The organism is Mesobacterium pallidum (genome assembly GCF_019966535.1).
In the GTDB taxonomy this organism is placed as follows: Bacteria; Pseudomonadota; Alphaproteobacteria; order Rhodobacterales; family Rhodobacteraceae; genus Mesobacterium; species Mesobacterium pallidum.
This window is the reverse complement of the sequence record NZ_JAIMID010000009.1, coordinates 169,343-195,941: the sequence shown is the minus strand read 5'-3', so window position 1 is coordinate 195,941 and position 26,599 is coordinate 169,343. Positions and strand designations below refer to the sequence as shown.

At 66.5% G+C, this 26,599-nt stretch carries 23 protein-coding genes; 12 read left to right on the top strand and 11 right to left on the bottom strand.

All coding sequences use genetic code 11. The features are described from left to right. Nucleotides 1-87: 87 nt before the first annotated feature. From MF270_RS14875 to MF270_RS14860, 4 genes are all read left to right on the top strand, one after another. Nucleotides 88-1,689, top strand: coding sequence for an FAD-dependent monooxygenase (locus tag MF270_RS14875; protein WP_238366686.1), 1,602 nt, complete (start codon nucleotides 88-90; stop codon nucleotides 1,687-1,689). Then, nucleotides 1,676-1,855 carry a hypothetical protein gene (locus MF270_RS14870; protein WP_238366685.1) on the top strand — a complete coding sequence of 60 codons (180 nt, stop codon included), beginning with the start codon at nucleotides 1,676-1,678 and terminating at the stop codon, nucleotides 1,853-1,855. The genes MF270_RS14875 and MF270_RS14870 overlap by 14 nt, the downstream gene beginning before the upstream one ends. A gap of 15 nt (nucleotides 1,856-1,870) precedes the next feature. After that, entirely contained in the window at nucleotides 1,871-2,869 is a 999-nt protein-coding gene (locus MF270_RS14865) for an NADPH:quinone reductase (protein ID WP_238366684.1), read from the top strand. 271 nt (nucleotides 2,870-3,140) lie between these two features. Further along, nucleotides 3,141-9,047: a M10 family metallopeptidase C-terminal domain-containing protein gene (locus MF270_RS14860; RefSeq protein ID WP_272490764.1), complete on the top strand. Its 5,907-nt coding sequence runs from the start codon at nucleotides 3,141-3,143 to the stop codon at nucleotides 9,045-9,047. A gap of 281 nt (nucleotides 9,048-9,328) precedes the next feature. Here MF270_RS14860 and MF270_RS14845 read toward each other — a convergent pair whose 3' ends face one another. Together MF270_RS14845 and kynU are read right to left on the bottom strand one after the other, a co-directional pair. Next, a complete protein-coding gene (locus MF270_RS14845) occupies nucleotides 9,329-10,627 on the bottom strand; it encodes a PAS domain-containing protein (protein ID WP_238366683.1) in 1,299 nt (432 codons plus the stop codon). A gap of 81 nt (nucleotides 10,628-10,708) precedes the next feature. Then, nucleotides 10,709-11,941 (bottom strand): kynureninase, encoded by a 1,233-nt coding sequence (gene kynU / locus MF270_RS14840; protein WP_238366682.1) that lies wholly within the window; start codon nucleotides 11,939-11,941, stop codon nucleotides 10,709-10,711. A gap of 72 nt (nucleotides 11,942-12,013) precedes the next feature. Between kynU and MF270_RS14835 the strand changes: the two genes are divergently transcribed. After that, complete coding sequence (locus tag MF270_RS14835) at nucleotides 12,014-12,730, top strand: RlmE family RNA methyltransferase (RefSeq protein ID WP_238366681.1); 717 nt, start codon at nucleotides 12,014-12,016, stop codon at nucleotides 12,728-12,730. Nucleotides 12,731-12,742: 12 nt separating this feature from the next. Here the strand turns inward: MF270_RS14835 and MF270_RS14830 are convergent, their stop codons facing one another. Next, complete coding sequence (locus MF270_RS14830; protein ID WP_238366680.1) at nucleotides 12,743-12,964, bottom strand: hypothetical protein; 222 nt, start codon at nucleotides 12,962-12,964, stop codon at nucleotides 12,743-12,745. Between the two features lie 202 nt (nucleotides 12,965-13,166). Between MF270_RS14830 and bcoG the strand changes: the two genes are divergently transcribed. Genes bcoG through MF270_RS14815 form a run of 3 tightly spaced genes read left to right on the top strand, consistent with a single transcriptional unit; the run spans nucleotide 13,167 to nucleotide 16,107 of the window. Next, entirely contained in the window at nucleotides 13,167-14,084 is a 918-nt protein-coding gene (bcoG, locus tag MF270_RS14825) for a 3-dehydrocarnitine:acetyl-CoA trimethylamine transferase BcoG (protein WP_238366679.1), read from the top strand. Further along, a complete protein-coding gene (locus MF270_RS14820; protein ID WP_238366678.1) occupies nucleotides 14,081-14,698 on the top strand; it encodes an SGNH/GDSL hydrolase family protein in 618 nt (205 codons plus the stop codon). The genes bcoG and MF270_RS14820 overlap by 4 nt, the downstream gene beginning before the upstream one ends. Further along, entirely contained in the window at nucleotides 14,695-16,107 is a 1,413-nt protein-coding gene (locus MF270_RS14815) for a carnitine 3-dehydrogenase (RefSeq protein ID WP_238366677.1), read from the top strand. The genes MF270_RS14820 and MF270_RS14815 overlap by 4 nt, the downstream gene beginning before the upstream one ends. 95 nt (nucleotides 16,108-16,202) lie before the next feature. On the opposite strand, the gene MF270_RS14810 is transcribed toward MF270_RS14815, so the two are convergent. The 4 genes from MF270_RS14810 to MF270_RS14795 all read right to left on the bottom strand — a co-directional run bounded on the left by MF270_RS14810 (nucleotide 16,203) and on the right by MF270_RS14795 (nucleotide 20,149). Continuing rightward, a complete protein-coding gene (locus MF270_RS14810; protein WP_238366676.1) occupies nucleotides 16,203-16,853 on the bottom strand; it encodes a DUF2161 domain-containing phosphodiesterase in 651 nt (216 codons plus the stop codon). Then, nucleotides 16,853-17,983, bottom strand: coding sequence for a carboxylate-amine ligase (locus MF270_RS14805; RefSeq protein WP_238366675.1), 1,131 nt, complete (start codon nucleotides 17,981-17,983; stop codon nucleotides 16,853-16,855). Before MF270_RS14805 ends, MF270_RS14810 begins: the two co-directional genes overlap by 1 nt. A 48-nt stretch (nucleotides 17,984-18,031) precedes the next feature. Continuing rightward, on the bottom strand, nucleotides 18,032-18,448 hold the full coding sequence (locus tag MF270_RS14800; protein ID WP_238366674.1) for a hypothetical protein: 417 nt from the start codon (nucleotides 18,446-18,448) through the stop codon (nucleotides 18,032-18,034). Between the two features lie 201 nt (nucleotides 18,449-18,649). Continuing rightward, complete coding sequence (locus MF270_RS14795; RefSeq protein WP_238366673.1) at nucleotides 18,650-20,149, bottom strand: CoA-acylating methylmalonate-semialdehyde dehydrogenase; 1,500 nt, start codon at nucleotides 20,147-20,149, stop codon at nucleotides 18,650-18,652. 104 nt (nucleotides 20,150-20,253) lie between these two features. Here MF270_RS14795 and MF270_RS14790 point away from each other — a divergent pair, with 104 nt between their 5' ends. The 3 genes from MF270_RS14790 (at nucleotide 20,254) to coaD (ending at nucleotide 22,380) form a co-directional block, all read left to right on the top strand. Beyond that, nucleotides 20,254-21,153, top strand: coding sequence for a LysR family transcriptional regulator (locus tag MF270_RS14790; RefSeq protein ID WP_238366672.1), 900 nt, complete (start codon nucleotides 20,254-20,256; stop codon nucleotides 21,151-21,153). A gap of 66 nt (nucleotides 21,154-21,219) precedes the next feature. Beyond that, nucleotides 21,220-21,654: a CBS domain-containing protein gene (locus tag MF270_RS14785; protein ID WP_238366671.1), complete on the top strand. Its 435-nt coding sequence runs from the start codon at nucleotides 21,220-21,222 to the stop codon at nucleotides 21,652-21,654. A 231-nt stretch (nucleotides 21,655-21,885) separates the two neighbouring features. Then, entirely contained in the window at nucleotides 21,886-22,380 is a 495-nt protein-coding gene (gene coaD / locus MF270_RS14780; RefSeq protein WP_238366670.1) for a pantetheine-phosphate adenylyltransferase, read from the top strand. 88 nt (nucleotides 22,381-22,468) lie between these two features. Here the strand turns inward: coaD and MF270_RS14775 are convergent, their stop codons facing one another. The 4 genes from MF270_RS14775 to gap (MF270_RS14760) form a co-directional block, all read right to left on the bottom strand. Next, nucleotides 22,469-22,630 carry a hypothetical protein gene (locus MF270_RS14775; protein WP_238366669.1) on the bottom strand — a complete coding sequence of 54 codons (162 nt, stop codon included), beginning with the start codon at nucleotides 22,628-22,630 and terminating at the stop codon, nucleotides 22,469-22,471. A 193-nt stretch (nucleotides 22,631-22,823) separates the two neighbouring features. Continuing rightward, on the bottom strand, nucleotides 22,824-23,825 hold the full coding sequence (gene gap / locus MF270_RS14770) for a type I glyceraldehyde-3-phosphate dehydrogenase (protein ID WP_238366668.1): 1,002 nt from the start codon (nucleotides 23,823-23,825) through the stop codon (nucleotides 22,824-22,826). Nucleotides 23,826-23,988: 163 nt separating this feature from the next. After that, nucleotides 23,989-24,132 carry a hypothetical protein gene (locus tag MF270_RS14765; protein ID WP_238366667.1) on the bottom strand — a complete coding sequence of 48 codons (144 nt, stop codon included), beginning with the start codon at nucleotides 24,130-24,132 and terminating at the stop codon, nucleotides 23,989-23,991. A 144-nt stretch (nucleotides 24,133-24,276) separates the two neighbouring features. Further along, on the bottom strand, nucleotides 24,277-25,281 hold the full coding sequence (gene gap / locus MF270_RS14760) for a type I glyceraldehyde-3-phosphate dehydrogenase (protein WP_238366666.1): 1,005 nt from the start codon (nucleotides 25,279-25,281) through the stop codon (nucleotides 24,277-24,279). Nucleotides 25,282-25,555: 274 nt separating this feature from the next. On the opposite strand from gap (MF270_RS14760), the gene MF270_RS14755 reads away from it, so the two are divergent. Then, nucleotides 25,556-26,527: a DUF808 domain-containing protein gene (locus MF270_RS14755; RefSeq protein ID WP_238366665.1), complete on the top strand. Its 972-nt coding sequence runs from the start codon at nucleotides 25,556-25,558 to the stop codon at nucleotides 26,525-26,527. Nucleotides 26,528-26,599: the final 72 nt, after the last annotated feature.

Here is a 26,599-nt window from a genome sequence, read left to right as displayed (position 1 = left end):
CGCCTTCGGCGGGGGTCTGCGCGGATCGGGGGCAGACAGGGGGCGGCGGGGCCGCTACACCGGTGCAGAGGGCAAGGAGGGGGCCAGATGAGACCGCAGGGGCGGGGCGAGACGGACTCGCTGTATTTCACCTATCCGCAGTTCGATCCGCCCGCGCAGCGGGGTGGCGCGGCGCCCGTGGCCATCGTCGGCGCGGGGCCCGTGGGCATGACCGCCGCGCTGGGGCTGGCGCGGGCCGGGGTGCGCTGCGTGCTCTTCGACGCCAAGGCGACGTTCAACGACGGCAGCCGGGCGATCTGCGTGTCGCGGTCGAGCTTTCATATCCTCGAGCGGCTGGGCGCCGTCGCGCCGTTTCTCGAAAAGGCGCTGCCCTGGACCACGGGGCGCAGCTTTTACCGTGGGCGGCAGATCCTCGAGTTCGACATGCCCGACAGCGGGTCCGAGAAATTCCGGCCCATGTACAATATCCAGCAGCAGTTCATCGAAGCCTACCTTTGGGAGGCCGTCGCCCGCGAGCCGTTGATCGAAACTCGCTGGCAAAGCCGCGTGAACGGCGTTCAGGACATGGACGGAGGCGTTCGGCTGAGTGTCGAGGACCCGACCGGCAGCTATGACTTCGCAGCCGACTGGCTGCTTGCCGCCGATGGCGCGCGCAGCGCCGTGCGGGCGATGCGCGGGCTGCGGCTGAAGGGCGAGAACTACGAGGGGCGTTATGTCATCGCCGACGTGCAGATGGCCCATGACTACCCGACGATCCGCCGGGCGCTTTTCGACCCCGATTGCCGGCGCGGCGGGACGGTGCTGGTGCATCGCCAGCCCGATGACATCTGGCGCATCGACTATCAGTTGGGCGAGGGCGAGGACGCTACGGAAGCGGTGCGCGAGGAGGTCGTGCGCGCCTCGGTCGCGGCGGTGCTGGAAGAGATCGGGCATCAGGGCCCGTGGGAGCTGGAATGGTGGAGCATCTATTCCGCCAACACGCTGGCGCTCGACGATTACCGCGACGGGCGGGTGTTCTTTGTCGGCGACAGCGCGCATATCGTGCCGATCTTCGGCGTGCGGGGGCTGAACAACGGGCTGGCGGATGCCGACAACATCGCGTGGAAACTGGCGCGGGTGGTGCGGGGGCGTGCGCCCGAGCAGCTCCTGGACAGCTATTCGCCCGAACGGCGCGGGGCCACGCTGGATGTCTTTGAAAATGCATCTAAATCGGCGCGGTTCATGACGCCGCCAAGCGTCGGCTGGACGCTCATGCGGGATGCGGCGCTTGGCCTCGCGCTTGATCATCCATGGGCGGGGCAACTGGCGAACCCGCGCCAGATGACGCCCTACACCTATGCCGACAGCCCGGTTGTGGCTGCCGATGATCCCCGCTTTGCCGGCGGGCCGGTGCCCGGCGCCGCGCTGCCCGAGACGCGGGTTGAAGGCGGCTTCCTGTCGGACCGTCTGGGCCCCGGCTTCACGCTGCTGGCCTGCGATCCGGCGCTGACCGTCACCCATCCCGACCTTCACACCGTCATCCTGCCCCCGGACAGCGAGGCCGCGCGCATGCTGTCCGCAGCCCCGCGCACCGCCTACCTCGTGCGACCGGACGGGCATATAGCTGCCCGCTGGGCCCGGGCCGAGACCGACACCATACGCGCGGCACTGGACCACGCCCTGGGAGGAGACCCCGATGCAAGCGCTTGAGCTGGAAGAAATCTACGAAGCACTTGCCCGGCAGATCGACGCCGTGCCGGCCGCGCGGCGCGAGCTGTTCTTTGCCAAGCTGGCGCTGCTGCTGACGCAGGAACTGGGCGACGCCGACCGCGCGCTGGCCCTGATTCAGTCCGCCGCCAAGCATCTTGATACCTGACCCGAAGGAGCATCCATGCGCGCCATCACCTACGACCGTTTCGGCCCCGCGGCCGAGGTCCTGACCCTCGCCGACCTGCCCACGCCCGACCCGGCGCCGGGCGAGGTGTTGCTGCGTGTCGAACGCTCGGGCGTGAACCCGTCGGACGTCAAGGTCCGCGCCGGGTCGCGCCCCGGGGTCACGCGACCGCCCTTTCCCCAGATCGTGCCGCACAGCGACGGCGCCGGCGTGATCGAGGCCGTGGGCGACGGGGTGGACCCGGCGCGCGTCGGCCAGCGAGCCTGGACGTGGAACGCCCAGTGGCAGCGCGCTTTCGGCACCGCGGCCGAGTACATCACCCTGCCCGCGGCGCAGGCCGTGCCGCTGCCCGAAGCCGTGTCCTTCGACGTGGGCGCGACGCTGGGCATCCCCGGCCTCACCGCGACCCATAGCGTGTTGGGCGGAGGCGAGGTCGATGGCCAGACAGTGCTTGTGTCCGGCGGGGCCGGCACGGTGGGCCATATCGCGATCCAGGTGGCCCGTGCCTCGGGCGCGCGGGTGCTGGCGACGGCGCGCGGGGCGGGGCTTGAAGCCGCGCGGGAGGCCGGGGCCGAGGCGGTGTTCGACTATACCGACCCCGAGCTCGCGGCGAAGATCCTCGAAGAGACGGGCGGGCAGGGCGTGGACCGCATCGTCGAGGTCGAGTTCGGCGAGAACGTACGCCTCTGTACGGATGTGATCGCCACGCGCGGCACGATCGCGGCCTATGGGTCGGCCCGGACCATGTCTCCGGTGGTGCCGTTCTACGAGATGATGTTCAAGGCGGTGACGCTGGACATGGTGTTGGTCTACCTGCTGTCCCAGCCGCAGCGGGACCGTGCGATTGCAAATCTGACCGACCTGCTGACGCGCGGCGCGCTGGACATCCGCATCGCCGAGGTTCTCGCGCTCGAGGACTGCGCCAAGGCCCATGATATCGTCGCCAACGGCGCCCGCGCGGGGGCGATTCTGCTGCGCTGCCCAGCGGACGGGTGATTTCAGGGTGACGCAACGGAAGGGTGCGCGGAATCCTGCCGATGGCGCGATACAAGCGCAGGTATCGATCCGAAAACAGATTTCGCCCTATGACTGCAGTGTCGCTGCGGAAAGTTCCGGTTACGGGGAAAGGTCCGGAATTTCTGACCCTGTCTCCGTCACGCTTCTGTGTTACCGTTGCGTCATCAGACCAACCTCGGTCCGCCATTGGATCGTCTTTTGATCGACTTATTCCAACCAGGTTCCCCATTCGGGGAAGTAGGAGACTGACATGGATTTCGACGAGTTTTCCCCCGAAGAATTTTCCACGCCTGCAGACGACACCTCGAGCGAAGCGGGCGGCCGTGACAAGCGCGCGCCGGGCCGGCAAGAGACCGCGCCGGGTTCGGGCGCCATGGCCGCGCAGGGCGCAGGTGCCGTGAACACCGCCGGGGCTGCTCCGGCCGACGCGGCTCCGGCCTCGTCCGCGGACGCGCCCGAGCTTGAGCTGCCCGAGGATGACGGCCCGGACGCCCCGGCCGCCGAGGTCGACATCGATGTCCTGGCCGAAGAGGTCGACCTCGCCGAGGATGAAGAGGACGACGCAGAGGAAAGCGCGCTTGCCGCGCCGGCCGCGTCCGATGACGGCGATGACGATGCCGACATCACGGCGCTGGACGACGATGCGCTGAACCCGCCTGTCGACGATGGCCCGACCGACGAAGAACTGGCGATCATGGCCGCCGATGTCGAGGTGACGCAGACCTACGATTTCGGTCCGCTGCTCGAGGTCGCCCTTGGTGACAAATGCGGCTGCCCTGGCTGCAACCGCGAACCGTCCGAAGGCGCCGGCGACGGCGACGGACCGCCCTCGGCGCCCACGTCGAACGGCACGATCCAGGATTTCTCGAACTACCTGCGCACCGGCTGGTGGAACGATGCCTACGGCTGGACCGGCACGCGCTACTTCGACATGAGCGCCGGCGCCAACAACGGCATCCTTTACTACAACCTGACCAACATGCCCTCGCTGGTGACGCCCTGGGGCACCTATTCCGACAGCAACGGCATCGCCACGGACTTGCATGAAGACATCCGCGACGTCTTTGACCTGCTCGAGGAAGTGCTGGGCATCAACTTCATCGAGACGACCTCAACCTCGTCCGCTGTTGACCTGTTCTTCTTTGACAACAACAGCGGCAACTGGGCTGGCCCCGAAACCTACGACTCGGCCAACACCGGCTCCATCGACTATTCGGTCGTGCACCTGCCGGGCAGCTCGACCGGGCCGGGCGACAGCTATTTCACCACGATCCTGCACGAGATCGGCCATGCCATGGGCCTGGGCCACGCGGGTGATTACAACAGCTCTTACGTGCTGAGCGACCGGGTCTATTACAACGACAGTGACCAGATGTCGTTGATGTCCTACCTCAGCCAGGGCGCCAACCCGGATGTAACCGCGTCGAGCGTGACGCCGATCACCTACCAGCTGGCCGACCTTGAGGGTCTGACCGACCTTTATTCAGTCTACGGCTATGGCACTTCGAACGCCTTCACCGGCGACACGATGTATGGCTACAACACCAACATCACCACCACCACCAGCCGCGCCTATGCCAACCTGGCGACGCGCTACGACGACAACGCCTTCACCCTGGTCGACGGCGGCGGCAACGACACTGTCAACTTCTCGAATTCCACCGCCGACCAGACGGTGCGCCTGGCGGTCATCACCTCGTCCAGCTACGGGTCCTTCTCGGACGTGGGCGGGCTGATCGGCAACATGGGCATCGCGGCCGGTACGATCATCGAGAACGCCTGGACCGGGTCGGGTCACGATTCCATTCTTGGCAACGATTACAACAACGAACTCGACGGGAACGGCGGCAACGACTCGCTTTACGGCTATCTCGGCAACGACACGCTGCTGGGCGGCTCGGGCCTGGATTACCTGTCCGGCGGTGGCGGCAACGACCGGCTGGAAGGCGAAGGCGACGACGACACCATGTACGGTGGCGACGGCAACGACACCTTTGTCTACACCAACAGCCAGGGCGCCGACGCCGGCGAAAACCTGTACGGCGGCGACGGCACCGACAAGATCCTGTTGACCGGCGTCAACGGCTCCGTGGTCGATACGCGCGGCTTCGACGTCTCGTCCATCGAAGAGATCGAGTTCTACGCAGACGGCGGCGATGTCGACAAGACCTTCATCATGGACAGTCAGGAGTTGGACAGCAGCACCGAGTTCGCGACGGCTCTGCTGATCGACGGCAACCAGAACAGCGGCTCGACCGATATCATCGAGATCCACATCAACACGGCGGCGCTGGACATCTCGGGCTGGACCTTCACCACCTGGGGCAACGAAGGCGACCACATCAAGATCTTCGGCGACGGCTCGTCCGAGACGATCCAGTCCACCTCCGAAGACGATTCCATCGAATCCGAGGGCGGGAACGACTCGATCATCGCGAATGGCGGCGACGACACGGTGCGCGGCGGCACGGGCGGCGACACCATGTATGGTGGCACCGGCAATGACTACCTCTACGGCGAGGAAGACAACGACTGGATGAAGGGCGGCGAAAGCTCCACCAGCGCGGGCTCGGGCAACGACTACATGGTCGGTGCCGGCGGCAACGACACGATGTACGGCGATGACGGCAACGACACGCTCTATGGCTCGTCCAGTTCGACCGGCGTCGATGTTGAGACCAACTGGATGTCGGCCGGGGACGGCAACGACTACCTCTATGGCTCCGACGGCAACGACACCATGTACGGCGGCAACGACGACGACTACATGCGGGGTAACGGCGGCAACGACTACATCAGCGGCGGCAACGGCGAGGACACGGTCGACTACTACTACGCCACCTCCGGCGTCACGGTGAACCTCGAGACCGGAACGGCCTCGGGCGGGGATGGCACGGACACCCTCTTGAGCATCGAGCACCTGCGCGGGAGCTATTCCTACGGCGACAGCCTGACCGGCTCCAGCGGTAACAACGTCATCTACGGCTACGAAGGCAACGACACGATCGACGGCGGGGCCGGGGTGGATACCGTCTACGCCGGCGGCGGCAACGACGTTGTGCGCCACTTCAACGGCGGAACGGACGTCTATGACGGCGGCAACGGCATCGATACGCTGGAATACTCCATCGGGTTGACCTCTTTGCACGTGATCGACCTGGAGTCGGGCGAGTATCTCTACAACGGCACTGCCTCGACCTCGATCTCCTACACCAACTTCGAGAACTACAACGGCACCTTCACGGGCACCAGCAGCGAGGGCATCCTGGGCACCTCGGGCGCCAACCACATCCAGATGTCCAACGGCGGCAACGCCGTCGCGGGCCGTGACGGCGACGACACGCTCGAGGGCAACGGCGGCAACGACACGCTCGAAGGCGACGGCGGTGACGATTCCATCGACGGCGGCTCGGGCAACGACGTGCTCGAAGGTGGCGCGGGCGAGGATACGATCCAGGGCGGCACCGGCAACGATTCCATCGAGGGCGGCGATAACAACGACACGCTCTACGGCGGCGACGGTGACGACACCATCGATGGCAATAGCGGCGTCGACGCGGTCGATGCAGGGGCCGGCAACGACGTTGTGCGCCACTTCAACGCCGGTGCCGACGCCTATGACGGCGGCGACGGGATCGACACGCTGGAATACTCGGTCAACCTGACCTCCCTTAACACGATCGACCTCGAGACCGGGGAGTATTTCTTCGCGGGCTCGCCCTCGACCACGATCAGCTACAAGAACTTCGAGAACTACAACGCCACCTTCGCGGCGACCGGGTCCGAAACGATCCTGGGCACGGCGGGCGCCAACCACATCCAGATGGGCGGCGGTGCCAATACCGTCTTCGGGCGCGGCGGAAACGACACGCTGGAAGGCAATGACGGCAACGACAAGCTGCACGATGGCACGGGCACCGACAGTGTGCTGGGCGGTACGGGAGACGACACCGTCTACGCGGAAGATGACGGCATGGTCGGCGATTACTTCAACGGTGGCACCGGGATCGACACGTTCGACATCAGCGCCCACAATTGGAGCGGGCCGGTCACCGTCAATCTTGGGACAGGCGTCTGGAGCACCGGGGGCGGCACCGAGGCGGTGCTGGCCTTCGAGAATATCTCGGGTGGCGCCGGCGTCGGCGAGACGCTGATCGGCTCGAACAGCGCCAACCACATCATGGGCAACGGCGGCAACGATACGATCGAGGATGGCGGCGGCGCCGACACGATCGAGGGCGGCGACGGCGACGACCTGGTGCGGATGACCGACGGCGGCTCTATCGACGGTGACATCTATGATGGCGGCGCGGGCATCGATACCTTCGACGTCAGCCACTACAGCTGGGGTGTGCCCGTCACCATCGACCTGACGGCCGGTGTCTGGTCCTACTCGGCCGGCAGCGAACAGGTGATCAACTTCGAGAACATCATGGGCGCCGACGGCACGGGCGAGCTGCTGCGTGGCAATGCCGTCGACAACTGGATCGACGGCAACGCCGGCAACGACACCATCCAGGGCATGGCGGGCAACGACACGCTGCTGGGCGGCAACGGCGACGACCGTCTCGAGGGCGGCGACGGGGATGACGACCTGCGCGGCTACTCGGGTGCCGACACCATGCTGGGCGGGGCCGGCAACGATCTTTACGAGATCGACAATGCCTCCCAGGTGGTGATCGAAGTCGGCGGCGAAGGGCATGACACCATGCATTCCTTCACCGCCGACATCCTGCTGGCCGACGAGGTCGAGGATGGCCTGCTGACCGGCGGCCTGGACCTCAACGCCACCGGCAACGCGCTGGACAACACGATCATTGCGGAAAACGGGTCGAACGTGCTGGATGGCGCGGCGGGCAATGACACGATCCTTGCCGGTTGGGGCCAGGACACCGTGATCGGCGGCGCCGGCGCGGACAGCCTTGCGGGCGAAGGCGGCGCGGATTTGATCGAGGGTGGCGCCGGCGGCGACACGCTGGACGGCGGGGCCGGCAACGACACCATGGTCGGCGGCGGCGGTGACGACGTCTACTATGTCGACAGCTGGAACGACGTCGTGTCCGAGACCTCGGGCACGGGGGGCCACGACCTGGTCTACTCCAGCTTCGGCCATGTGATGACCGCCAATGTCGAGGACCTGACGCTGATCGGCCCCGATGACATCCTCGGCACCGGCAACGGGCTCGACAACGTCATCACCGGCAACGCGGGCGCCAACGCCATCACGGCCAAGGGCGGTTCGGACACGGTCTACGGCGGTGCGGGCGACGACGACATCAAGGGCAACAACGGCCACGACCTGCTGAACGGCGAGGATGGCAATGATGTCATCAACGGCGGCAAGCAGGGCGACACGATCGATGGCGGCGCCGGCAACGACACGCTGAACGGCAACAATGGCTGGGACGTCCTGTTGGGCGGCGCCGGCGATGACGAGCTGAACGGCGGAGGCGGCAAGGACACGCTGGACGGCGGCACCGGGGCGGACACCATGTCCGGCAACGGCGGCGATGACCGCTACGACGTCGACGATGCCGGCGACGTCGTGATCGAGCTGAACGCGCAGGGCAACGACATGGTCGTGGCGACCATCAACTACAGCCTGGCCGCGAATGTCGAGAACCTGTTCCTGATCGGCGGCGACCTGAACGGGGCCGGCAACGCTCTTGACAACTACATCGAGGGCACGACCGGCAACAACGTGCTGGAAGGCGGCAGCGGCGACGACACGATCGACGGCCTGTCGGGCGCGGACCTGATCGACGGCGGGGCGGGCTTTGATACGCTCTACGGTGCCTTCGGCAGCGACACGATCCACGGCGGCTTCGGCTTCGACTCGATCGACGGCGGCGGCGGCGCAGACGTGCTGTACGGCGATCGCGGCGACGACACGATCGTGACTGGCGCCGGCGCGGACCAGATCATCTTCAACGACGGCGACCATGCCGACACCGTGATGGACTTTGCCCTGGGTGCGGACGAGTTGCACCTCGACGCCGCGCTCTGGGGCGGCGGCAAGACCGAAGCGCAGGTCATCGCCGACCACGCCACGGTGGTGGCGGGCAGCACGGTGTTCAACTTCGGCGGCGGGGACACGATCCTGCTGGTCGGGGTGAACAACCTGGTGGCGCTGGAATCCGATCTGGTCCTGTTCTGATCCGGATCGCCTGAAACCGGGGCACCGCTCCGAACCCGCCCGCGACGCCCCAGGCGCCGCGGGCGGTATCGTTTCGGGGGGGGCGACAAAGGCCCGGTGCGCCGCGGGGACATGGCCGAGGCCGCCCCCGGCAGGCCACCCGGCCGCGGGATGGCCCGGCCGCACCGCCGTCCCGGGCACCCCGAGTTGAGACAACCGGTCCGGGCACGTTCGAGAAGCGAGCGCAGTCGGGAGAGCGCCAGCGCGGTCCTGCCCCGGGGGGCAGGGCCGGGGCGACGCGCCTATCCCGCCTTGGCCTGGGCGCACATCTCGCGCAGCAACGCCAGCGATTGGGCTGTGCCGGGCCGGCCCGCGCGTCCGCCGCCGGTCGCGGTCTGCCCCTGAAGCCGGCCCGCGCTGCCGATGGCATCCACGCATTCCGCGTCCATCCGGTCGATCTGGGCCACCATGTCGCGCTGGAATTTCAGCAGGCGCGAGGTCACTTCGCCGATGCCGCCACTGTCGTCGGCGATTCCCGCCGCCTCGATCCGGCACATGACGCGCACCACGGCGAGGCCCGACACCACCCGGCGCAACTGCCTCAGGGTCGCGAGAAGGGCCTCCATCTGCCGCTTCAGCCCGTCGCCCCGGGCTGCAAAGCGCGTGATCTCGCGTTCGAAGGCGGCGATCTCTGCCTCGGCCTCCACGCCATCGGGCCAATCCGACTGCGCGCGGAACTGGCGCGCGGCCTCGCCCATGAGCCCGGCCGCGGCGACGGCAAAGCCGTCGACCTCGACCTCGCGGGCGGCGGCGGTCACCGCCTCCTGCATCTGGGCGTTGACCTCTTCGATGTCCTTGGCCAGCAGCCCGTAGTTCTGCGAAATCACCTGCATCGGGATGCCGATATCGCCGACCCGGCTGGCCTGGATGCGCAGGTTGAACGGGGTCGAGCGGATCTCGTAGACCGAGGCGCGCACGGCGGCGAGATCCTTTTCCATCCGCGTGACGGTGTCCTGCAGGTGGCCGACATCCTCGAGCAATGGCGGCATGGGCTTGCCCAATGCCTCCGCGCGGGCGGCCACCTCGGCGCGGATCGCCTCGGCCATGAAGGCGTCGTAGCTGGCGAAACCCTGTTCGCCGAGGTGCTGCAGCAGCGTGTCACGGCTGTCCTCGGGCTTGAGCGCGCGGTCGCGTTCGTAGCTCAGGAGCACGCGGTAGAGCGCCATGATCCGGTCGTGCATGGCGCTGCACGGCTTCATCCAAACCGAGATGAATCCGCCTTCGACCGGCATGGCGATGGCAAAGACCCAGTAGTAGCGTCCGTCCGCCGCGCGGTTCTTGACATAGGCGCCGACCGGCTTGCCCTCGCGCAGGCGGTCCCAGAACAGGCTGAACACACCGCGCGGCGTGTCCGGGTGCCGGATGATCTTGTGCGGTGCCTTGCGCAGCTGTGACCAGTCATAACCCGAGATGCGCACGAAGGCGTTGTTGCCGGCCCGGATCGTGCCGCGCTCATCCGTGCGCGAGATGAAGAGGTCGTCGAGCCCGTAATTCGGCACCTCCTCGGTGATGCAGGTCTTGTCGCTCTCGACTCGGCTCATGGGGTCTGTCCTTCCTGGCTCGTCGGAAGAGTGACCGCGGCGCGTTAACAAGTGCTTGATCCGCGTCCGGTTTCGCCCGCGTCAGGTCACCGCGCCGCGGGCCTGAAAACGCGGGTCGTCCCAGGCCCGCGTCTCGAGCACATCGCGCAGCGCCAACGCTGCCGCTGTCAGGTCGGCAAAACGCAGGTAGAGCGGTGCGAAGCCGAAGCGCATCATCTGGGGCGCGCGGAAATCGCCGATGATCCCGCGCGCGATCAGCGCCTGCACGATGGCGTAGCCCTCGGGGTGATCGAACCCGACATGGCTGCCGCGCGGCGCCGCGCGTGGCGATACCAATGCCAGCCCGTGACCGGCGCACAGGTCAAGGACCGCGTCGATGAAGAAGGCGACCATGGCTTCGGACCGGGCCCAGAGGGCAGGGCGGTCGACCTCCTCCCAGATCTCGAGCGCGGCATCCAGCGCCGAGAGGCTCAGGACCTGCGGCGTGCCCGCCATCAGCCCGCGCGCCCCATCGGCCGGGGCGTAGTCGCGGTCGAAGGCGAAGGGTGCGGCATGGCCCATCCAGCCCGCCAATGGTTGCGAGACGGGCGCCAGCCCGGGCGCGACCCAGGCGAAGGCCGGCGCGCCGGGCCCGCCGTTGAGGTACTTGTAGGTGCAGCCGACCGCCATGTCGGCACCGGTTCCGCCCAGGTCGACCGGCACCGCGCCGGTGGAATGCGACAGGTCCCACAGCACCAGCGCGCCCGCGGCATGGGCCGCGGCATTCACGGCCGCCATGTCCTGCACCGCGGCGCTGCGGTAATGAACATGGCTCAAAAGCACGACGGCCACGTCCGGGCCCAGCTTTGCGCGCACGTCCTCGGCATCGTCGAACCAACGCAACTCGGCCTTCTCGACCAGCCGTGTTAGCCCCTGCGCCATGTAGCCATCGGTCGGGAAATTCCCGGCCTCGCACAGGATCACCGACCGGTCCGGCCGGGCGTGCAGCGCGGCGGCGAGGCATTTGAAGAGGTTGACCGAGGTGCTGTCGCCAACCGCGACCTCGCCCGCCCCGACGCCGATCAGCGGCGCGATCCTGTCCCCCACGCGCAGCGGCAGGTCGAACCAGCCCGCGTCGTTCCAGCTGCGGATCAGCCCGTCCCGCCATTCGGCGTCCAGCACCTGCGCCACCCGCTCGGCCACGCCGCGCGGACGGGCACCCAGCGAATTGCCGTCAAGGTAGATCACCCCCTCGGGCAGCTCGAACCTGTCCCGCGTCCAGGCCATGCCATCGTTCGCGTCCAGCGCTACCGCGCGTTCCATCCAGTCGGTCATTTGCGTCCTTCCTTGCGCGCGCGCCCCCTCGCGCGCTACATGTCCCCCCAAGCTATCGCAAGGATGGGACCCATGGCCAAGACCCCTTCGGGCAAGAACACATCCGGGCGCGGCCAGCGCGACCTGAAGGTCAAGGTCAAGTCGGCCCGGGGCCGGTCGCTCAGCTCGACCCGCTGGCTGCAACGGCAGCTGAACGACCCATACGTCAAGCGCGCGAAGGAGGAAGGCTACCGTGGCCGCGCCGCCTTCAAGATCATGGAGATCGACGACAAGTACCGCTTTCTCGTGCCCGGCGCCCGGGTCGTTGACCTGGGCTGCGCGCCCGGCGGCTGGTGCCAGGTCGCCGTCAAGCGGGTGAACGCGTTGGGAGAGAGGGCGGGCAAGAAGCAGGGCTCCATCCTCGGGATCGACCTGCAGGAGGTCGAACCGATCCCCGGCTGCGAGATCCACCAGCTGGATTTCATGGCGGACGATGCAGATCAGCAGGTCAAGGAATGGCTGGGCGGCATGGCCGACGTGGTGATGTCGGACATGGCGGCGGCCTCATCGGGTCACAAGCAGACCGACCACCTGCGCATCATCGCGCTCTGCGAGGCGGCGGCCTACCTCGCCTTCGACGTGCTGGAAGAGGGCGGCACCTTTGTCGCCAAGGTGCTGGCCGGCGGCGCCGAGGGCGAGTTGCAGAAACTGCTGAAGCAGAAATTCGCCAAGGTCTCGAACTTCAAGCCGCCCTCGTCACGGGCGGATTCATCGGAAAAATTCGTGGTGGCGACCGGGTTCCGGGGCTGAGGAGACGCGCCGTCAGAAGGCGTGGCGCAAGCGATCGACCAGCGTCCGCTCGGCCCGGACCAGTTCGAAACTGCGATGGGCACTGGCGAGGAAGGCGGCGGCGTCGGCCGCATCGACGGCATCGGGCCGGACGGGCAGGCGGCGCGGGCGACTCGCGACCTGTTGATGGATCAACGCAAAGAGCTTGTCATGGCGTCCGCTGCCCGGCACCGCGTCTTGGCGCTTGTCGTCCATCCTTGCCCTCGCCTTTGGTGGGGATACCCGCGCGACGCGAACGCCGCGCAACTGGGCCGATCCTGACCTCACTTTACGGCCAAAGAAGTTCGCAAAAGGTTCATTCCAGGGGAAAAACCAAAGCAAAACCCGTCGCATTTGACCTATCTCGCCTGCGCGCGCCCGTGTTACGCCTTGGGCAAAACACCAATGAGGGGGTCACATGCCGCTTTCCATGAACAAGGAGGTGTTCATCACCTGCGCCGTCACCGGGTCGGGGGCCACGCAGGACCGTTCGCCCCACGTGCCGCGGTCGCCCAAGCAGATTGCCGAGAGCGCGATCGAAGCTGCCAAGGCCGGCGCCGCCATCGTCCATTGCCACGTGCGCGATCCGGAAACCGGTGCGCCGTCGCGGGACCTTGCGCTCTACCGCGAGGTCACGGATCGCATCCGCGACGCCGAGGTGGACGTGGTGCTGAACCTGACCGCCGGCATGGGCGGAGACATCGTCTTCGGTTCGCCCGACGCGCCCTTCCCGGTGAACGAGGCCGGCACCGACATGATCGGCGCCGAGGCGCGCGTGGCCCATGTGGCCGAATGCCTGCCCGAGATCTGCACGCTCGATTGCGGCACGATGAACTTTGCCGAAGCCGATTACGTCATGACCAATACGCCGGGCATGTTGCAGGCCATGGGGCGCCGCATGACCGAACTGGGCGTGAAGCCCGAGATCGAGGCCTTCGACACCGGGCACCTCTGGTACGCCCGCCAGCTGGTCGCCGATGGCGTGCTGGACAGCCCCGCGCTGGTGCAGCTCTGCATGGGCGTGCCCTGGGGCGCGCCGGATGATCTGAACACCTTCATGGCCATGGTGAACAACGTCCCGCAAGACTGGACGTTCTCTGCCTTTTCCCTCGGTCGCAACCAGATGGCCTATGCCGCCGCCGCCGTGCTGGCGGGGGGCAACGTCCGTGTCGGCCTCGAGGACAACCTCTGGCTCGACAAGGGCGTGCTGGCAACAAATGCGCAGCTGGTCGAGCGGGCGGTCGGCATCGTCGAGGGCATGGGCGCCCGCATCATCGGTCCCGCCGAGGTGCGCGCCAAGCTGGGCCTCACCAAGCGCGCGCCGGTCGCGGCATGACCATCCTCTGTTACGGCGACAGCAACACCTATGGCACGCCGCCGATGGAGCGGCTGGGCGTCAGTGGCCGCTACGCGCCCGAGGTCCGCTGGCCGGGCGTGCTGCGCGCGGCCTTGGGCCGGCCGGTGATCGAGGCGGGCCTGCCCGGTCGCACCACCTGCCACGATGACCCGATCGAAGGCCGTTATCGCAATGGTCTCAGCGTTCTGCCGGCCATTCTTCATTCTTCGACTCCGCTGGACCTTATGATCCTCAAGCTTGGCACAAACGACGCGAAACAGCGCTTTTCGCTGACCGGCTTCGACATCGCCCTCGGCGTCGGGGCGCTGATCCAACGCGCCCGCGCCGACCTGCCTGACCTGCCGATCCTCGTGATCTGCCCGGCGCCCGTAAAGGAACGCGGATGCCTCGCGCCGATCTTCGCCGGGGCAGAGGCACGGATGGCCAGGCTGTCGAGCGACATGGCGCGGATCGCCAAGTCGCATGGCACACACTACCTCGATGCATCGGCAATCATCGAAACCGACCCGCTGGACGGCGTTCACTACAGCGCCGAAGCCCACAAGACGCTCGGCATTGCCGTGGCAGACAAGATCAAGGAGACAGGCCTATGAGCAAGATCGCAGCAATCGTCGGAGGCGGCGTCATCGGTGGCGGCTGGGCCGCCCGTTTCCTGCTGAACGGTTGGGACGTGCGGGTCTTCGACCCCGACCCGGAGGCACCGCGAAAGGTCTCCGAGGTGCTGGCCCGCGCCCGCCGTTCGCTGCCGATGCTCTACGATGTGGCCATGCCCAGCGAGGGCGAGATCACCTACTGCACCTCGCTCGAAGATGCCGTGACCGGCGCGACCTGGGTGCAGGAAAGCGTGCCTGAGAGCCTCGAGTTGAAACGCAAGGTGCTGCAAGGCATTGGCGAGTTTATCTCACCCGATGCTTTCATCGGCTCCTCCACCTCGGGTTTCACGCCGACCGCGCTGCAGGAGGGGCATCCGCACCCAGACCGCGTTGTCGTCACGCACCCCTTCGTGCCGGTCTACCTGCTGCCGGTGGTCGAGCTGGTGGGAAGTTCGAAGAACGCATCGGAAGACATTGAAAAGGCACAGGACATTCTGCGATCCGTCGGCATGTATCCGCTGCGGGTCCGGGCCGAGATCGACGCCCATATCGCCGACCGCCTGCTGGAAGCCGTCTGGCGCGAGAGCCTCTGGCTGGTCAAGGATGGCATCGCCACGACCGAAGAGATCGACAACGCGATCCGCTACGGCTTTGGCCTGCGATGGGCCCAGATGGGCCTGTTCGAAACCTACCGCATCGGCGGCGGCGAGGCCGGCATGGCGCATTTCCTCGCGCAATTCGGCCCGGCGCTGAAATGGCCCTGGACCAAGCTCATGGACGTGCCCGAGCTGACCGATGAGCTGGTGAAAACCATTGCCGATCAATCGGATGCTCAAGCCAATGGCGCGACGATCGCGGATCTCGAAGCACGGCGCGACCGGAACCTCGTCGTCATCCTGCGCGCCTTGCGCCAGCAGGACCAGGCTGCCGGCAAGCTGCTGCTCGAGCACGAGGAGAACGAGCTGAAGACCCCGCTGACCGAAACCGTGCCCATGGTCACGGTGCGGCGCGTCGTGCCGGTCGACTGGACCGATTACAACGGCCACATGAACGAAGGGCGCTATGGCCAGGTCTTCAGTGACGCCGCCGATGCCATCATGCGGCACGTGGGCGCCGATCTTGCCTATATCGACGAGGGCAACAGCTATTTCACCGCCGAGACCAATGTGACCTACCTGGCCGAGACCCATGCCGCCGATCCCTTCGTGGTCGAGACGCGGGTCATACAGGGCGAAGGCAAGAAACTGCGTCTTTTCCATGAGATGCGGCGCGAACATGGTGGGGAACTCCTGGCTACCTGCGACCAGTTCATGCTCCACGTCAGCCTCGAGACGCGCAAGTCCTGCCCGCCGCGGCCCGAGGTCCTAGCCCGGGTCGAGGCGCTTGCCAAGTCCCACGCAGAGGCCTGATCCTCCTTCATCTTGTCTGCAAATTCTCGGGGGTTGCCATTGTTGTGGCATTGGTCCGAGAGACAATGGCAACCGGGGGCCAGACAGCCCCCCACTTACCCGGCCAGGGCGTCGATTCCGTTCGGGGTCAGGCGGTAGACCCCGGTCGTGACCCGTTCGAACCATCCGTAATGGTCGTCACGCATGATCCGGGTCGCCGTTTCCACGCCCGTGGCCTTGGCGACTGCGGCGCCACGACTCTCTCCGTTTTCAGATAGATACGTGGCGATCTTCATGCAATCCTGCCGATAGGCCGTCACCAGCCCCGTCCGGGTCGCCCCTCCGGTGTTGGGATCGCCCTCGCGCCGGGCGAATTCGCGCAGCAGGCGCGACTTGCGGGGCGCGGACTTGCGTGGCTGGTAGGGCGCGGGGTCGAGGTGGATCTCGGGGTGGCTGTCCGACAGGCGTATGGTCAGCAGGCCAAGGCCAAGCCGGCGACACAGCACCTTCATCTGCTTCAACGACCCCAGCCAGCGTTTGCCGGTGCCGCGCGGCACGCAGATGTAGACGGCATCCGTCATCGCCTGCCGGGCCACGGCCTGGTGCACGAGGGTCAGCGAAAACCCGGTCTTCAGTTCGACCACCACGGGCGCATCCTCGCCCGGGCGGCAGGCGACCACGTCGGCCGCGCCGACTTCGGCCTTGACCTCGTAGCCCTGGCCTTCCAGCAGGGCCTTCACCGGCGCGTAAAGCTCGGTCTCGCGCATCAGAACCCGTCGTGGAATTCGTCGATGAGATGACGGACGACGGCACAGGTGGCCTCGTCGGTCGAGGTGCCGCCGTCAAGCGCCGCGGCATGGACCGCCCGTTGCCGGTCGGCCGAGGTGCCCTGCGCGGCGATGTCGGTGACGCGCTGCACCTCGCGCTGGCAGCGCAGCACGCCGGCATCCTCGGCGATCAGTTCGAGCAGCTCGTCCATCAGCGCAGGAAAGGGCACGATCTGACCGGCGCCGAAGTCGATCAGCCCTTCGCTGACCCCGTAGCGCTGCGCCCGCCAGCGGTTTTCGCCCACGAGGAAGTTGTCGTAATAGCGCCAGCGCTGGTTCCTGAGCTTCAACCGCCAGAGCATGCGCAACAGGCACTGGTTGACCGCCGCCAGCGTCAGCGCATCCTCGAGCCGGGGCGAGACATCCATGATCCGCGTCTCGAGCGTCGGAAAGCGCGCGGACGGCCGCAGGTCCCACCAGATCTTGGAGCTGTCCTCGATCACGCCAAGATCGACCAGCGTCTGGACCGAGCGCTGGTATTCCGGCCAGCTGTCGAAATGCGGTGGCAGGCCGGTGCGGGGCAGGTTGTCGAAGACGGAAATGCGGTACGAGGCCAGCCGCGTGTCCTGCCCCTGCCAGAAGGGCGAGGAGGTGGACAGGGCCAGCAGGTGCGGCAGGAAGTAAGTGAGCTGCCGCATCAGGTCCGTTCGCAGCGCGTCGTCACCAAGGCCCACGTGCACATGCATGCCGCAGATCAGCATCCGCCGCACGACCCCGCCAAGGTCGCGCTGCAGGTCGTTGTAGCGGTCCTTGTCGGTGTGATGCTGGTCCTTCCAGTCGCTGAACGGGTGGCAACTGACCGCGATCGGGGCAAGCCCGAACTCGGCTGCGTGCCGTGCCACGGTGGACCGCAGGCGCCGCAGCTCGTCCCGCGCCTCGCCAATGGTCTGGCAGGGCCGGGTGCCGATCTCGATCTGGCATTGCAGGAACTCGGGGCTCACCTGGTCCTCGAGATCGGCGCGGCAGGCCTCCATCAGCGCCTCCGGCACGTGGCCGGCCAGCGCGAGGCTATCCTGGTCGACGAGAAGGTATTCCTCCTCGATCCCGATGGTGAATTCCGGCTCCTGCATGCCCCAGCTCTCCCGCACCCTTTGAGGCAGGAAACCAGAGCGGGGCGGTCAGGGCAAGGGAGGCGTCAGGCGGTAGCGCGGTCCGTCGTCGCGGCGGAGCCAGGAAAAGGCCTCGGGCCGGGTCTGGAAAACCCGGGGCGTGGTGGACAGGCGGCCATCGATGACGGATTCGTACATGCGCGCCACGCCGTAGCCCACGTCTGTCGGGGCCAGGATGGCCATACGCGACAGGTCCGGCCGGACATCGGGCAATTGCAGCGACGAAATCTCGAACAGCAGGGTAGAAAAGGTGATCTCGTAATCCGTGACATGGGTGAAATCGACAAGGCAATCCTGCATCGGATGCGCCTCGGGATGTCGCCGGTATTCCTGTATCAGCGCGGAATGTTCGCGGGCCGTCATCACGCCCCAGTGCAGCGAGATGACGAAATTGTCCTCGGGGAACATGTGGAACGCGCTTGGCATCTGACCCCGGCCCCTGTCTGGAAGCGCTTTAAATTTGCGACTATCCCTACAAGGTAATTCAACTTTCGCACCGATCAATCGGGAAATGACCGATCTGCGAAAAGTGAGGCCGCGCTGCAAGGCATGTCCCGCAGCGCAAAGGGTCGGCCCGCGTGGCGGACCGACCCTCGAGCCAGGTGAGTGGGCGGCTGCCCGATGTCGTCAGTCCATGGCCTTGAAGTTGAAGGCCGCGCCGTCCTTGATGCCCGAGAACCAGCGCGCGGTGACGGTCTTGGTCTTGGTGTAGAACCGGAAGGCATCGGGGCCGTACTGGTTCAGGTCGCCAAAGGCCGACTTCTTCCAGCCGCCGAAGGTGAAGTAGCTGAGCGGCACGGGGATGGGAAAGTTGATCCCGACCATCCCGACATTGACCCGGCTGGCGAAATCCCGCGCCACGTCGCCATCGGCGGTAAAGATCGCGGTGCCGTTGCCGTATTCATTGTCCATCGTCAGCTTGAGCGCCTCGTCATAGGACTTTGCGCGGACCTGGCTGAGCACGGGGCCAAAGATCTCCTGCTTGTAGATATCCATGTCCGGGGTCACGTTGTCGAACAGGGTCGGGCCAACGTAGAACCCGTCCTCGTAGCCCTGGAGCGAGAAGTCGCGGCCGTCCTTGACCAGCGTCGCGCCTTGCTCGACGCCGCTGGTGATCAGGCCCTTGATACGTTCCTGCGCCTGCTTGGTGATGACCGGGCCATAATCGACATCATCGCCCGAAGTGTAGGGGCCGACCTTCAGCTTTTCGATCCGGGGCACGAGCCGCTCGATCAGCGCATCGGCGGTCTCGTCGCCCACCGGCACGGCGACCGAGATCGCCATGCAGCGTTCGCCCGCCGCGCCGAAACCGGCACCGACCAGCGCGTCGGCGGCCTTGTCCATGTCCGCGTCGGGCATGATGATCATGTGGTTCTTGGCGCCGCCAAAGCACTGGGCGCGCTTGCCGTTCGCCGCCGCGCGGCCATAGATGTACTGCGCGATCGGGGTTGAGCCGACAAAGCCCACGGCCTGGATCGTCTCGTCATCGAGGATCGTGTCCACCGCTTCCTTGTCGCCGTTCACGACCTGCAGCACACCATCGGGCAGGCCGGCCTCCTGCAGCAGCTCGGCAAGACGCAGCGAGGTCGAGGGGCAGCGCTCGGACGGCTTGAGGATCATGGCATTGCCCGAGGCCAGCGCCGGCGCCATCTTCCACAGCGGGATCATCGCGGGGAAGTTGAACGGGGTGATCCCGGCGACCACGCCCAGCGGCTGGCGCATGGAATAAAGGTCGATGCCCGGGCCGCCGTTGTCCATGAACTCGCCCTTGAGCATCGCGGGCGCGCCCATGCAGACCTCGACCACCTCGAGACCGCGCTGCACGTCACCGCGGCCATCGGGCAGGGTCTTGCCATGCTCGCGGCTCACCAGCTCGGCCAGCTCGTCCATATGCGTTTCGATCAGGGCGCCGAACTTCATCATCACGCGGGCGCGACGCTGCGGGTTGGTCGCGGCCCAGCCCTTCTGCGCCTCGGCGGCGCTGGCGATGGCGGCGGTCAGCTCGGCCACGCTGGCCAGCGGCACCTTGCCGGTCTGTTCGCCCGTCGCGGGGTTCATCACGTCTGCGAAACGGCCCGAGGTCCCCTTGACCCGCTTGCCGTCGATCCAGTGGCACAATTCTTCCATGGGACTCTCCCTGATGTCTTTGAACGCAGCATAGGCTTGCATTTTTCACCCGACCAGACGAAACCTGCCAAAAAGACTTTGCAAGAATGCAGGAGGGGCGGGCGATGGACCCCCAATGGGACGACATGCGGATTTTCCTGGCCGTGGCGCGGGCGGAATCGCTGTCCGAGGCCGGGCGGCGGCTGCGGGTGGACCCGGCGACCGTGGGCCGACGCGTCGCGCGGCTCGAGGAATCGCTGGGCGCGCCGCTCTTTGCCAAGTCACCGCAGGGCTACGCGCTGACCGATGCGGGCCAGCGCCTGCTGACCCATGCCGAACGGGCCGAACAGGCCATGGGCGCCGCCGTCGAGGAAATGCAGGGCAGTTCGAACACGCTGTCGGGCCAGATCCGTATCGGCGCCCCGGACGGCTGCGCCAATTTCGTGCTGCCGCAGGTCTGCGCGCGCATCGCCCAGGCCAACCCCGATCTCGAGATCCAGATCCTCGCGCTGCCCCGCGTGGTGAACCTTTCCAAGCGCGAGGCCGACCTTGCCATCACCGTCAGCGCGCCGACGGCGGGGCGCCTGAGTGTACAGAAGATCACCGATTACCGGCTCAGCCTTGCCGCCGCCCGCAGCTACCTGCGCACCGCGCCAAAGCTCGACAGCCTCGCCGACCTCCCCGGCCAGCGCATCGTCGGCTACATCCCCGACATGATCTTCGACAAGGAACTCGACTATCTCGCCGATCTCGGGCTCGAGACGCCGCATGGCGCGTCGAACTCCGCCTCGGTGCAGTTCAACATGATCCGCCAGGGCGCCGGTGTCGGCATCGTGCACGATTTCGCGCTGCCCTTCGCGCCGCGCATGCAGCGCGTGCTGACCGAGGCGTTCGCGCTCACCCGCAGCTTTTACCTCGTGCGCCACGATGATGACCGGCGGCTGGAACGGATGAACCGCTTTGCCACCGCGCTGGTCGAAGGCATCCGTGCCGAGGTGCAAAGGCTCGAATCCGAAGTGGCCTGACGCTTGACAGGTCACACGCTTCGGTGGACGCTGGAGAAACAAGCGTGCCGATAGGAGGAGTACCGCATGATTGTCGAGCAAATCCTCAAGTCCAAGGGCGACAGCGGTGTGATCACCGTGTCCACCGCGACCAAGATCTCCGAGATCGCAGACATCCTGGCCGAAAAGCGGATCGGCGGGGTGGTCGTGTCGGATGACGGGGTGACGCCGACGGGAATCCTGTCGGAACGCGACGTGGTGCGCGCGCTGTCGCATCGCGGGGCGGCGATCCTCGAGGACACGGCCGAGGCGCTGATGACCCGCAACCCGGTCTGCGCCAGCCCGCGCGACGAGACCGACGAGATCCTGCATCAGATGACTGTTGGCCGTTTCCGCCATATGCCCGTGGTCGAGGGCGGCAAGCTGGTCGGCATCGTGACCATCGGCGACGTGGTCAAGGCGCGCCTGAGCGAGCTGGCGATGGAAAAGGATGCTCTCGAAGGCATGATCATGGGCCACTGAGCGCGCTGAACAACATTCATTCGGGCCGGTCGTCGGATCGGCCTGTCTTCATCGTTTTGAAAATACCTCGGGGGAGTCCGCCTTGGCGGACGGGGGCAGCGCCCCCGGATCCACGCCGGCCCCAAGCGCTGTCCCCCTCAGGTCACGACATGACCGCCCAAGATTTTCTGCACTTGCATTATCCTGCGCAATATTGTTGCGTGCCCTTAGAACGCAGGGGGAGTGAGCGTCATGCGCATCGGGCTGTATCCGGGCACCTTCGATCCGATCACGTTGGGCCATATCGACATCATCCGGCGCGCGGCGCTGCTGGTTGACAGGCTGGTCATCGGCGTCGCGATTAACCGCGACAAGGGGCCGCTTTTTCCACTCGAGGAACGCGTTGCGATGATCGAGGGCGAATGCGAGGCGCTGTCCCGCGAGACCGGGACCGAGATCGTGGCGCATCCGTTCGAGAACCTGCTGATTCATTGCGCCAAGGATGTCGGCGCCAGCGTCATCGTGCGGGGGCTGCGGGCCGTGGCCGATTTCGAATACGAGTTCCAGATGGTCGGCATGAACCGGGCGCTCGATTCCTCGGTCGAAACGGTGTTCCTGATGGCCGAGGCACGGCACCAGGCCATCGCCTCCAAGCTGGTCAAGGAAATCGCCCGGCTGGGCGGGGATGTGTCGAAATTCGTGACCCCGCCGGTGCTGGCCGCGCTTGACGGCCGTTTCAAGGGCTGAAGGGCAGGGCGCCTGCGCGGCCCCTTGAACGAAAACCGGCCGGGGTCAGGCAGACACCGGCCGGTTTCGGTACGTGGCTTCGATGGTCTCAGTGCGCATAGACCGCCTCGCGTGCGATGCGGCGCACATCGCCGGGCGCGATGTCGAGGTCACGGGCGATGGTGCTGTTCAGTCCGCGCAATTCGCGCAGGGTGCGGCGGTAGGCGACAGCGCGCGCGGCGCGGCCACGCAGGTTGGTCAGCAGGGTCATGGGCTTGCTCCTTGGGTTGGTCTGGTCGGCGACTCCATGTCGCCGATAGCGCTAACTTAGGAATTGCTGCGCCGCAGCACAAATGCCAGGCACCCAAAGCCGCGTTGCATTCCCTGCATGGCGCGAAGCCCGGGCCAGAAACGGCGAACGCCCCCACCGATGGCAGGGGCGCTCGACATGATTTACGCTGTGATCAGAGATACTTGGCCATCTCGGCAGCCGTGTCGGCCATGCGGTTGGAAAAGCCCCATTCGTTGTCGTACCAGGTCAGGATGCGCACGAAATTGCCGTCCATGACCTTGGTCTGGTCCGTCGCAAAGGTCGAGGACGCCGGATCGTGGTTGAAATCGGTCGACACCAGCTTGTCGTCGGTGACGGCCAGAACGCCCTTCAGCGCACCTGCCGCGGCGGCGTGCATCGCGGCGTTGATCTCGTCGACGGTCGTGTCGCGGCCCACCTCGACGGTCAGGTCTACGCAAGACACGTTGGGCGTCGGCACGCGCACGGCGACACCGTCGAGCTTGCCGTCAAGCTCGGGCAGCACGAGGCCCACGGCCTTGGCCGCACCGGTCGAGGTCGGGATCATCGACATGGCGGCCGCCCTCGCGCGGTAGAGATCCTTGTGCATCGTGTCCAGCGTCGGCTGGTCGCCAGTGTAGCTGTGGATCGTGGTCATGAAGCCGCGCTTGATGCCGAAGCTGTCGTGCAGCACCTTGGCCACCGGCGCCAGGCAGTTCGTAGTGCACGACGCATTCGACACCACGCGGTCATCGGCGCCGAGCGTGCCGTGGTTGACCCCGTAAACGATGGTCTTGTCCGCGCCCTTGGACGGGGCCGAGACCAGCACCCGGCTCGCGCCGTTCTCGAGGTGGATCGCCGCCTTGTCGCGGTCGGTGAAGATGCCGGTGCATTCCAGCACGATGTCCACGTGGCCCCAGGGCAGCTTGGCCGGGTCCCGCTCGGCCGTGACCTGGATCGGCCCACGGCCTACGTCGATCGAGCTGTCGGTGGTCGTGACCCCGGCCGGAAAGCGGCCGTGGACAGAATCGTAGCGCAACAGGTGCGCATTGGTCTCGACCGGGCCGAGGTCGTTGATGGCGACGACCTCGATATCGGTGCGTCCGGATTCGATGATGGCGCGCAGGACGTTACGGCCGATGCGGCCGAACCCGTTGATGGCGACGGTGACGGTCATGGCTCTTGCCCTCCGTTCGATATGTTCTTGGTAGCGCTAACACAGGCGCAAGCGAAAGGGAAGACGGCAACCGCGTACCGACCCAATGAACGGCGTTCAGGTCAAAGAATGCCCGCAATGGATGCATTTCTGGCCGGTGTGACGCAGGACCGGTCCGCGACGGCTAGCGCCAGAAGGCGACCCAATTCAGCAGGTCGGCGAATTCGCGCGCCAGGAACAGCGCGGCCGCGCCGCCCGTCAGCAGGTAATCGCCAAGCAGGAACAGCAGGATCAATCCGCCCAGCCAGAGGGCCAGCTTGTTGGTCATCTCTTGCCCTCCTTGCCGCCGCGCGACCCTGCCGCAAGGGGCCGGGCGATGCAAGCGGGGCGCGCAAAAAGGCCCGGGTCCCACCGGACCCGGGCCTCGCCTCCCTGGGATGCGCCCTCTCCCCGGCGCCTCCCGGCTCGCGCGTTACTGGTGCAGGCGGCCCATCGCGGCGGCGACATCTGCCATGCGGGCGGAAAAGCCCCATTCGTTGTCGTACCAGGCCAGGACGCGGACGGTGCGGCCGCCGACGACCTTGGTCTGCTCGGGTGCAAAGATCGAACTTTGCGTGGTGTGGTTGAAGTCGATCGAGACCTTGGGCTCGGCATCCCAGCCCAGGACCGCGCGCATGTGACCCTCGGCCGCCTCGCGCACCACCTCGTTGACGTCCTCGACGGTCACGTCCTTCTTGGCCTCGAAGGTCAGGTCTACGGCCGAGACATTCGGGGTCGGCACGCGGATCGCGGTGCCGTCCAGCTTGCCCTTGAGGCCCGGCAGAACTTCGCCCAGGGCCTTGGCGGCGCCGGTCGAGGTCGGGATCATCGCCATGGCGGCGGCGCGGGCGCGGTAGAGGTCGCTGTGGCGGCGGTCCAGCGTCGGCTGGTCGCCGGTGTAGCTGTGAATGGTGGTCATGATGCCGCGCTCGATGCCGATCGCCTCGTCCAGCACCTTGGCCAACGGCGCCAGGCAGTTGGTGGTGCAGGAGCCGTTCGATATCATGGTGTGCTGGGGCAGCAGGTCGCGGTGGTTCACGCCGTAGACGATGGTCTTCTGCACGTTCTTGGCCGGGGCCGAGATCAGCACCGACTTGGCGCCCTGGCGGATGTGCACGTCGGCCTTGTGGCCGTCGTTGAACTTGCCGGTGCATTCCAGCACCACGTCGCAGCCCGACCAGTCCAGTTCCTCGGGGTTGTAGGTCGAAAAGACCTGCATCGGCCCGCGGCCGATATCCATCGTGTCGCCGTTGACGGTCACGTTGCCACCGAACCGGCCATGCACGCTGTCGTACTTGAAAAGATGGGCGGTCGTCTCGATCGGGCCGGTGGCGTTCAGCTTGACCACCTGGACGTCGTTGCGCGCGCTCTCGGCGATATGCGCGAGGGTGCAGCGCCCGATACGTCCAAAGCCATTGATCCCAACGGTGACGGTCATGTTCCCACTCCTCGGCGCGTGTCTGAAAGGTTGGGTTTTACATAGCTTCGGAACATCACGGCGGAAAGACAAAAAGGGGTCATTTCTCAGTGTGTTAGCGTTAAACATGTCGCCCGGACCGATGGTTGCGCCACCGTTAGCGCCCAACATCCACCCGGGGCCGGGGCGCCGGGTCCGGGCGGCGCTGCAACGCGGCACGGGATTCGCGCACGCAGGCTTGCAGCCACCGGGCGGCGGGCTAGGGTAAGCGCAGGCAACAAAAGGACACGGCGGGATGAGCGGACTTCTGGCCCTGATGGACGATGTGGCGGCGATTGCAAAGGTCGCGGCGGCCTCGGTCGACGATGTCGCGGCGGCGGCGGGCAAGGCCGGGGCCAAGACCGCCGGGGTGCTGATCGACGACGCGGCGGTGACGCCGAAATACGTCCAGGGCTTTGCGCCCGCGCGGGAATTGCCGATCATCTGGCGCATCACGCGCGGGTCGCTGTTCAACAAGCTCGTGATCCTGCTGCCGCTGGCCATGCTGCTGGCGAACTTCGCGCCCTGGCTGATCACGCCGCTCCTGATGCTGGGTGGCAGCTACCTGTGTTTCGAGGGGGCGGAGAAGATCTTCCATGTGCTCTTCCCCCATGCCGACCACAAGGTGGCCGAGGACATGGAGGTCAAGGACCCCGGCCATCTGGAAGAAAAGAAGGTGAAGGGGGCGATCAAGACCGACTTCATCCTCTCGGCCGAGATCATGACCATCGCGCTCTCGGTGATCGAGGCGCCGTCGATCTGGATACAGGCCGCCACGCTGGCGGTGGTCGGCGTGGGCGTGACCGTCGCGGTCTACGGATCGGTGGCGCTGATCGTCAAGATGGACGACGTGGGGCTTTACATTGCCCAGAACGGCCGCACCGGCCTTGGCCAGGCCCTGGGGCGCGGGCTTGTCGCCGTCATGCCCTGGCTCTTATGGCTGCTGTCGGTCGTCGGCACGGCGGCGATGCTCTGGGTCGGCGGCTCGATCGTGATCCACGGTCTCGAGGTGCTGGGCTGGCCCTGGCTCTACGACGAGATCCACCATCTCGCCGTGGCCTTCGCCCAGATGGTGCCCGCGCAATTCGAGGCGGCCGCCGAATGGGTCGCCACCGCGACCATGGACGGGATCGCGGGCCTGGCCTGGGGCCTGGTCCTGATCCCCATCGCCACCCGCATCATCGGCCCGCTGATCGGCGCCGTCACCGGCAAATCCGCCGCGCATTGAGCGCAGCGGCCCCACCTATCCCCGGCACTTCATTGTTTTCCAAATACCTCGGGGGGGCGTCGCCAAAGGCGA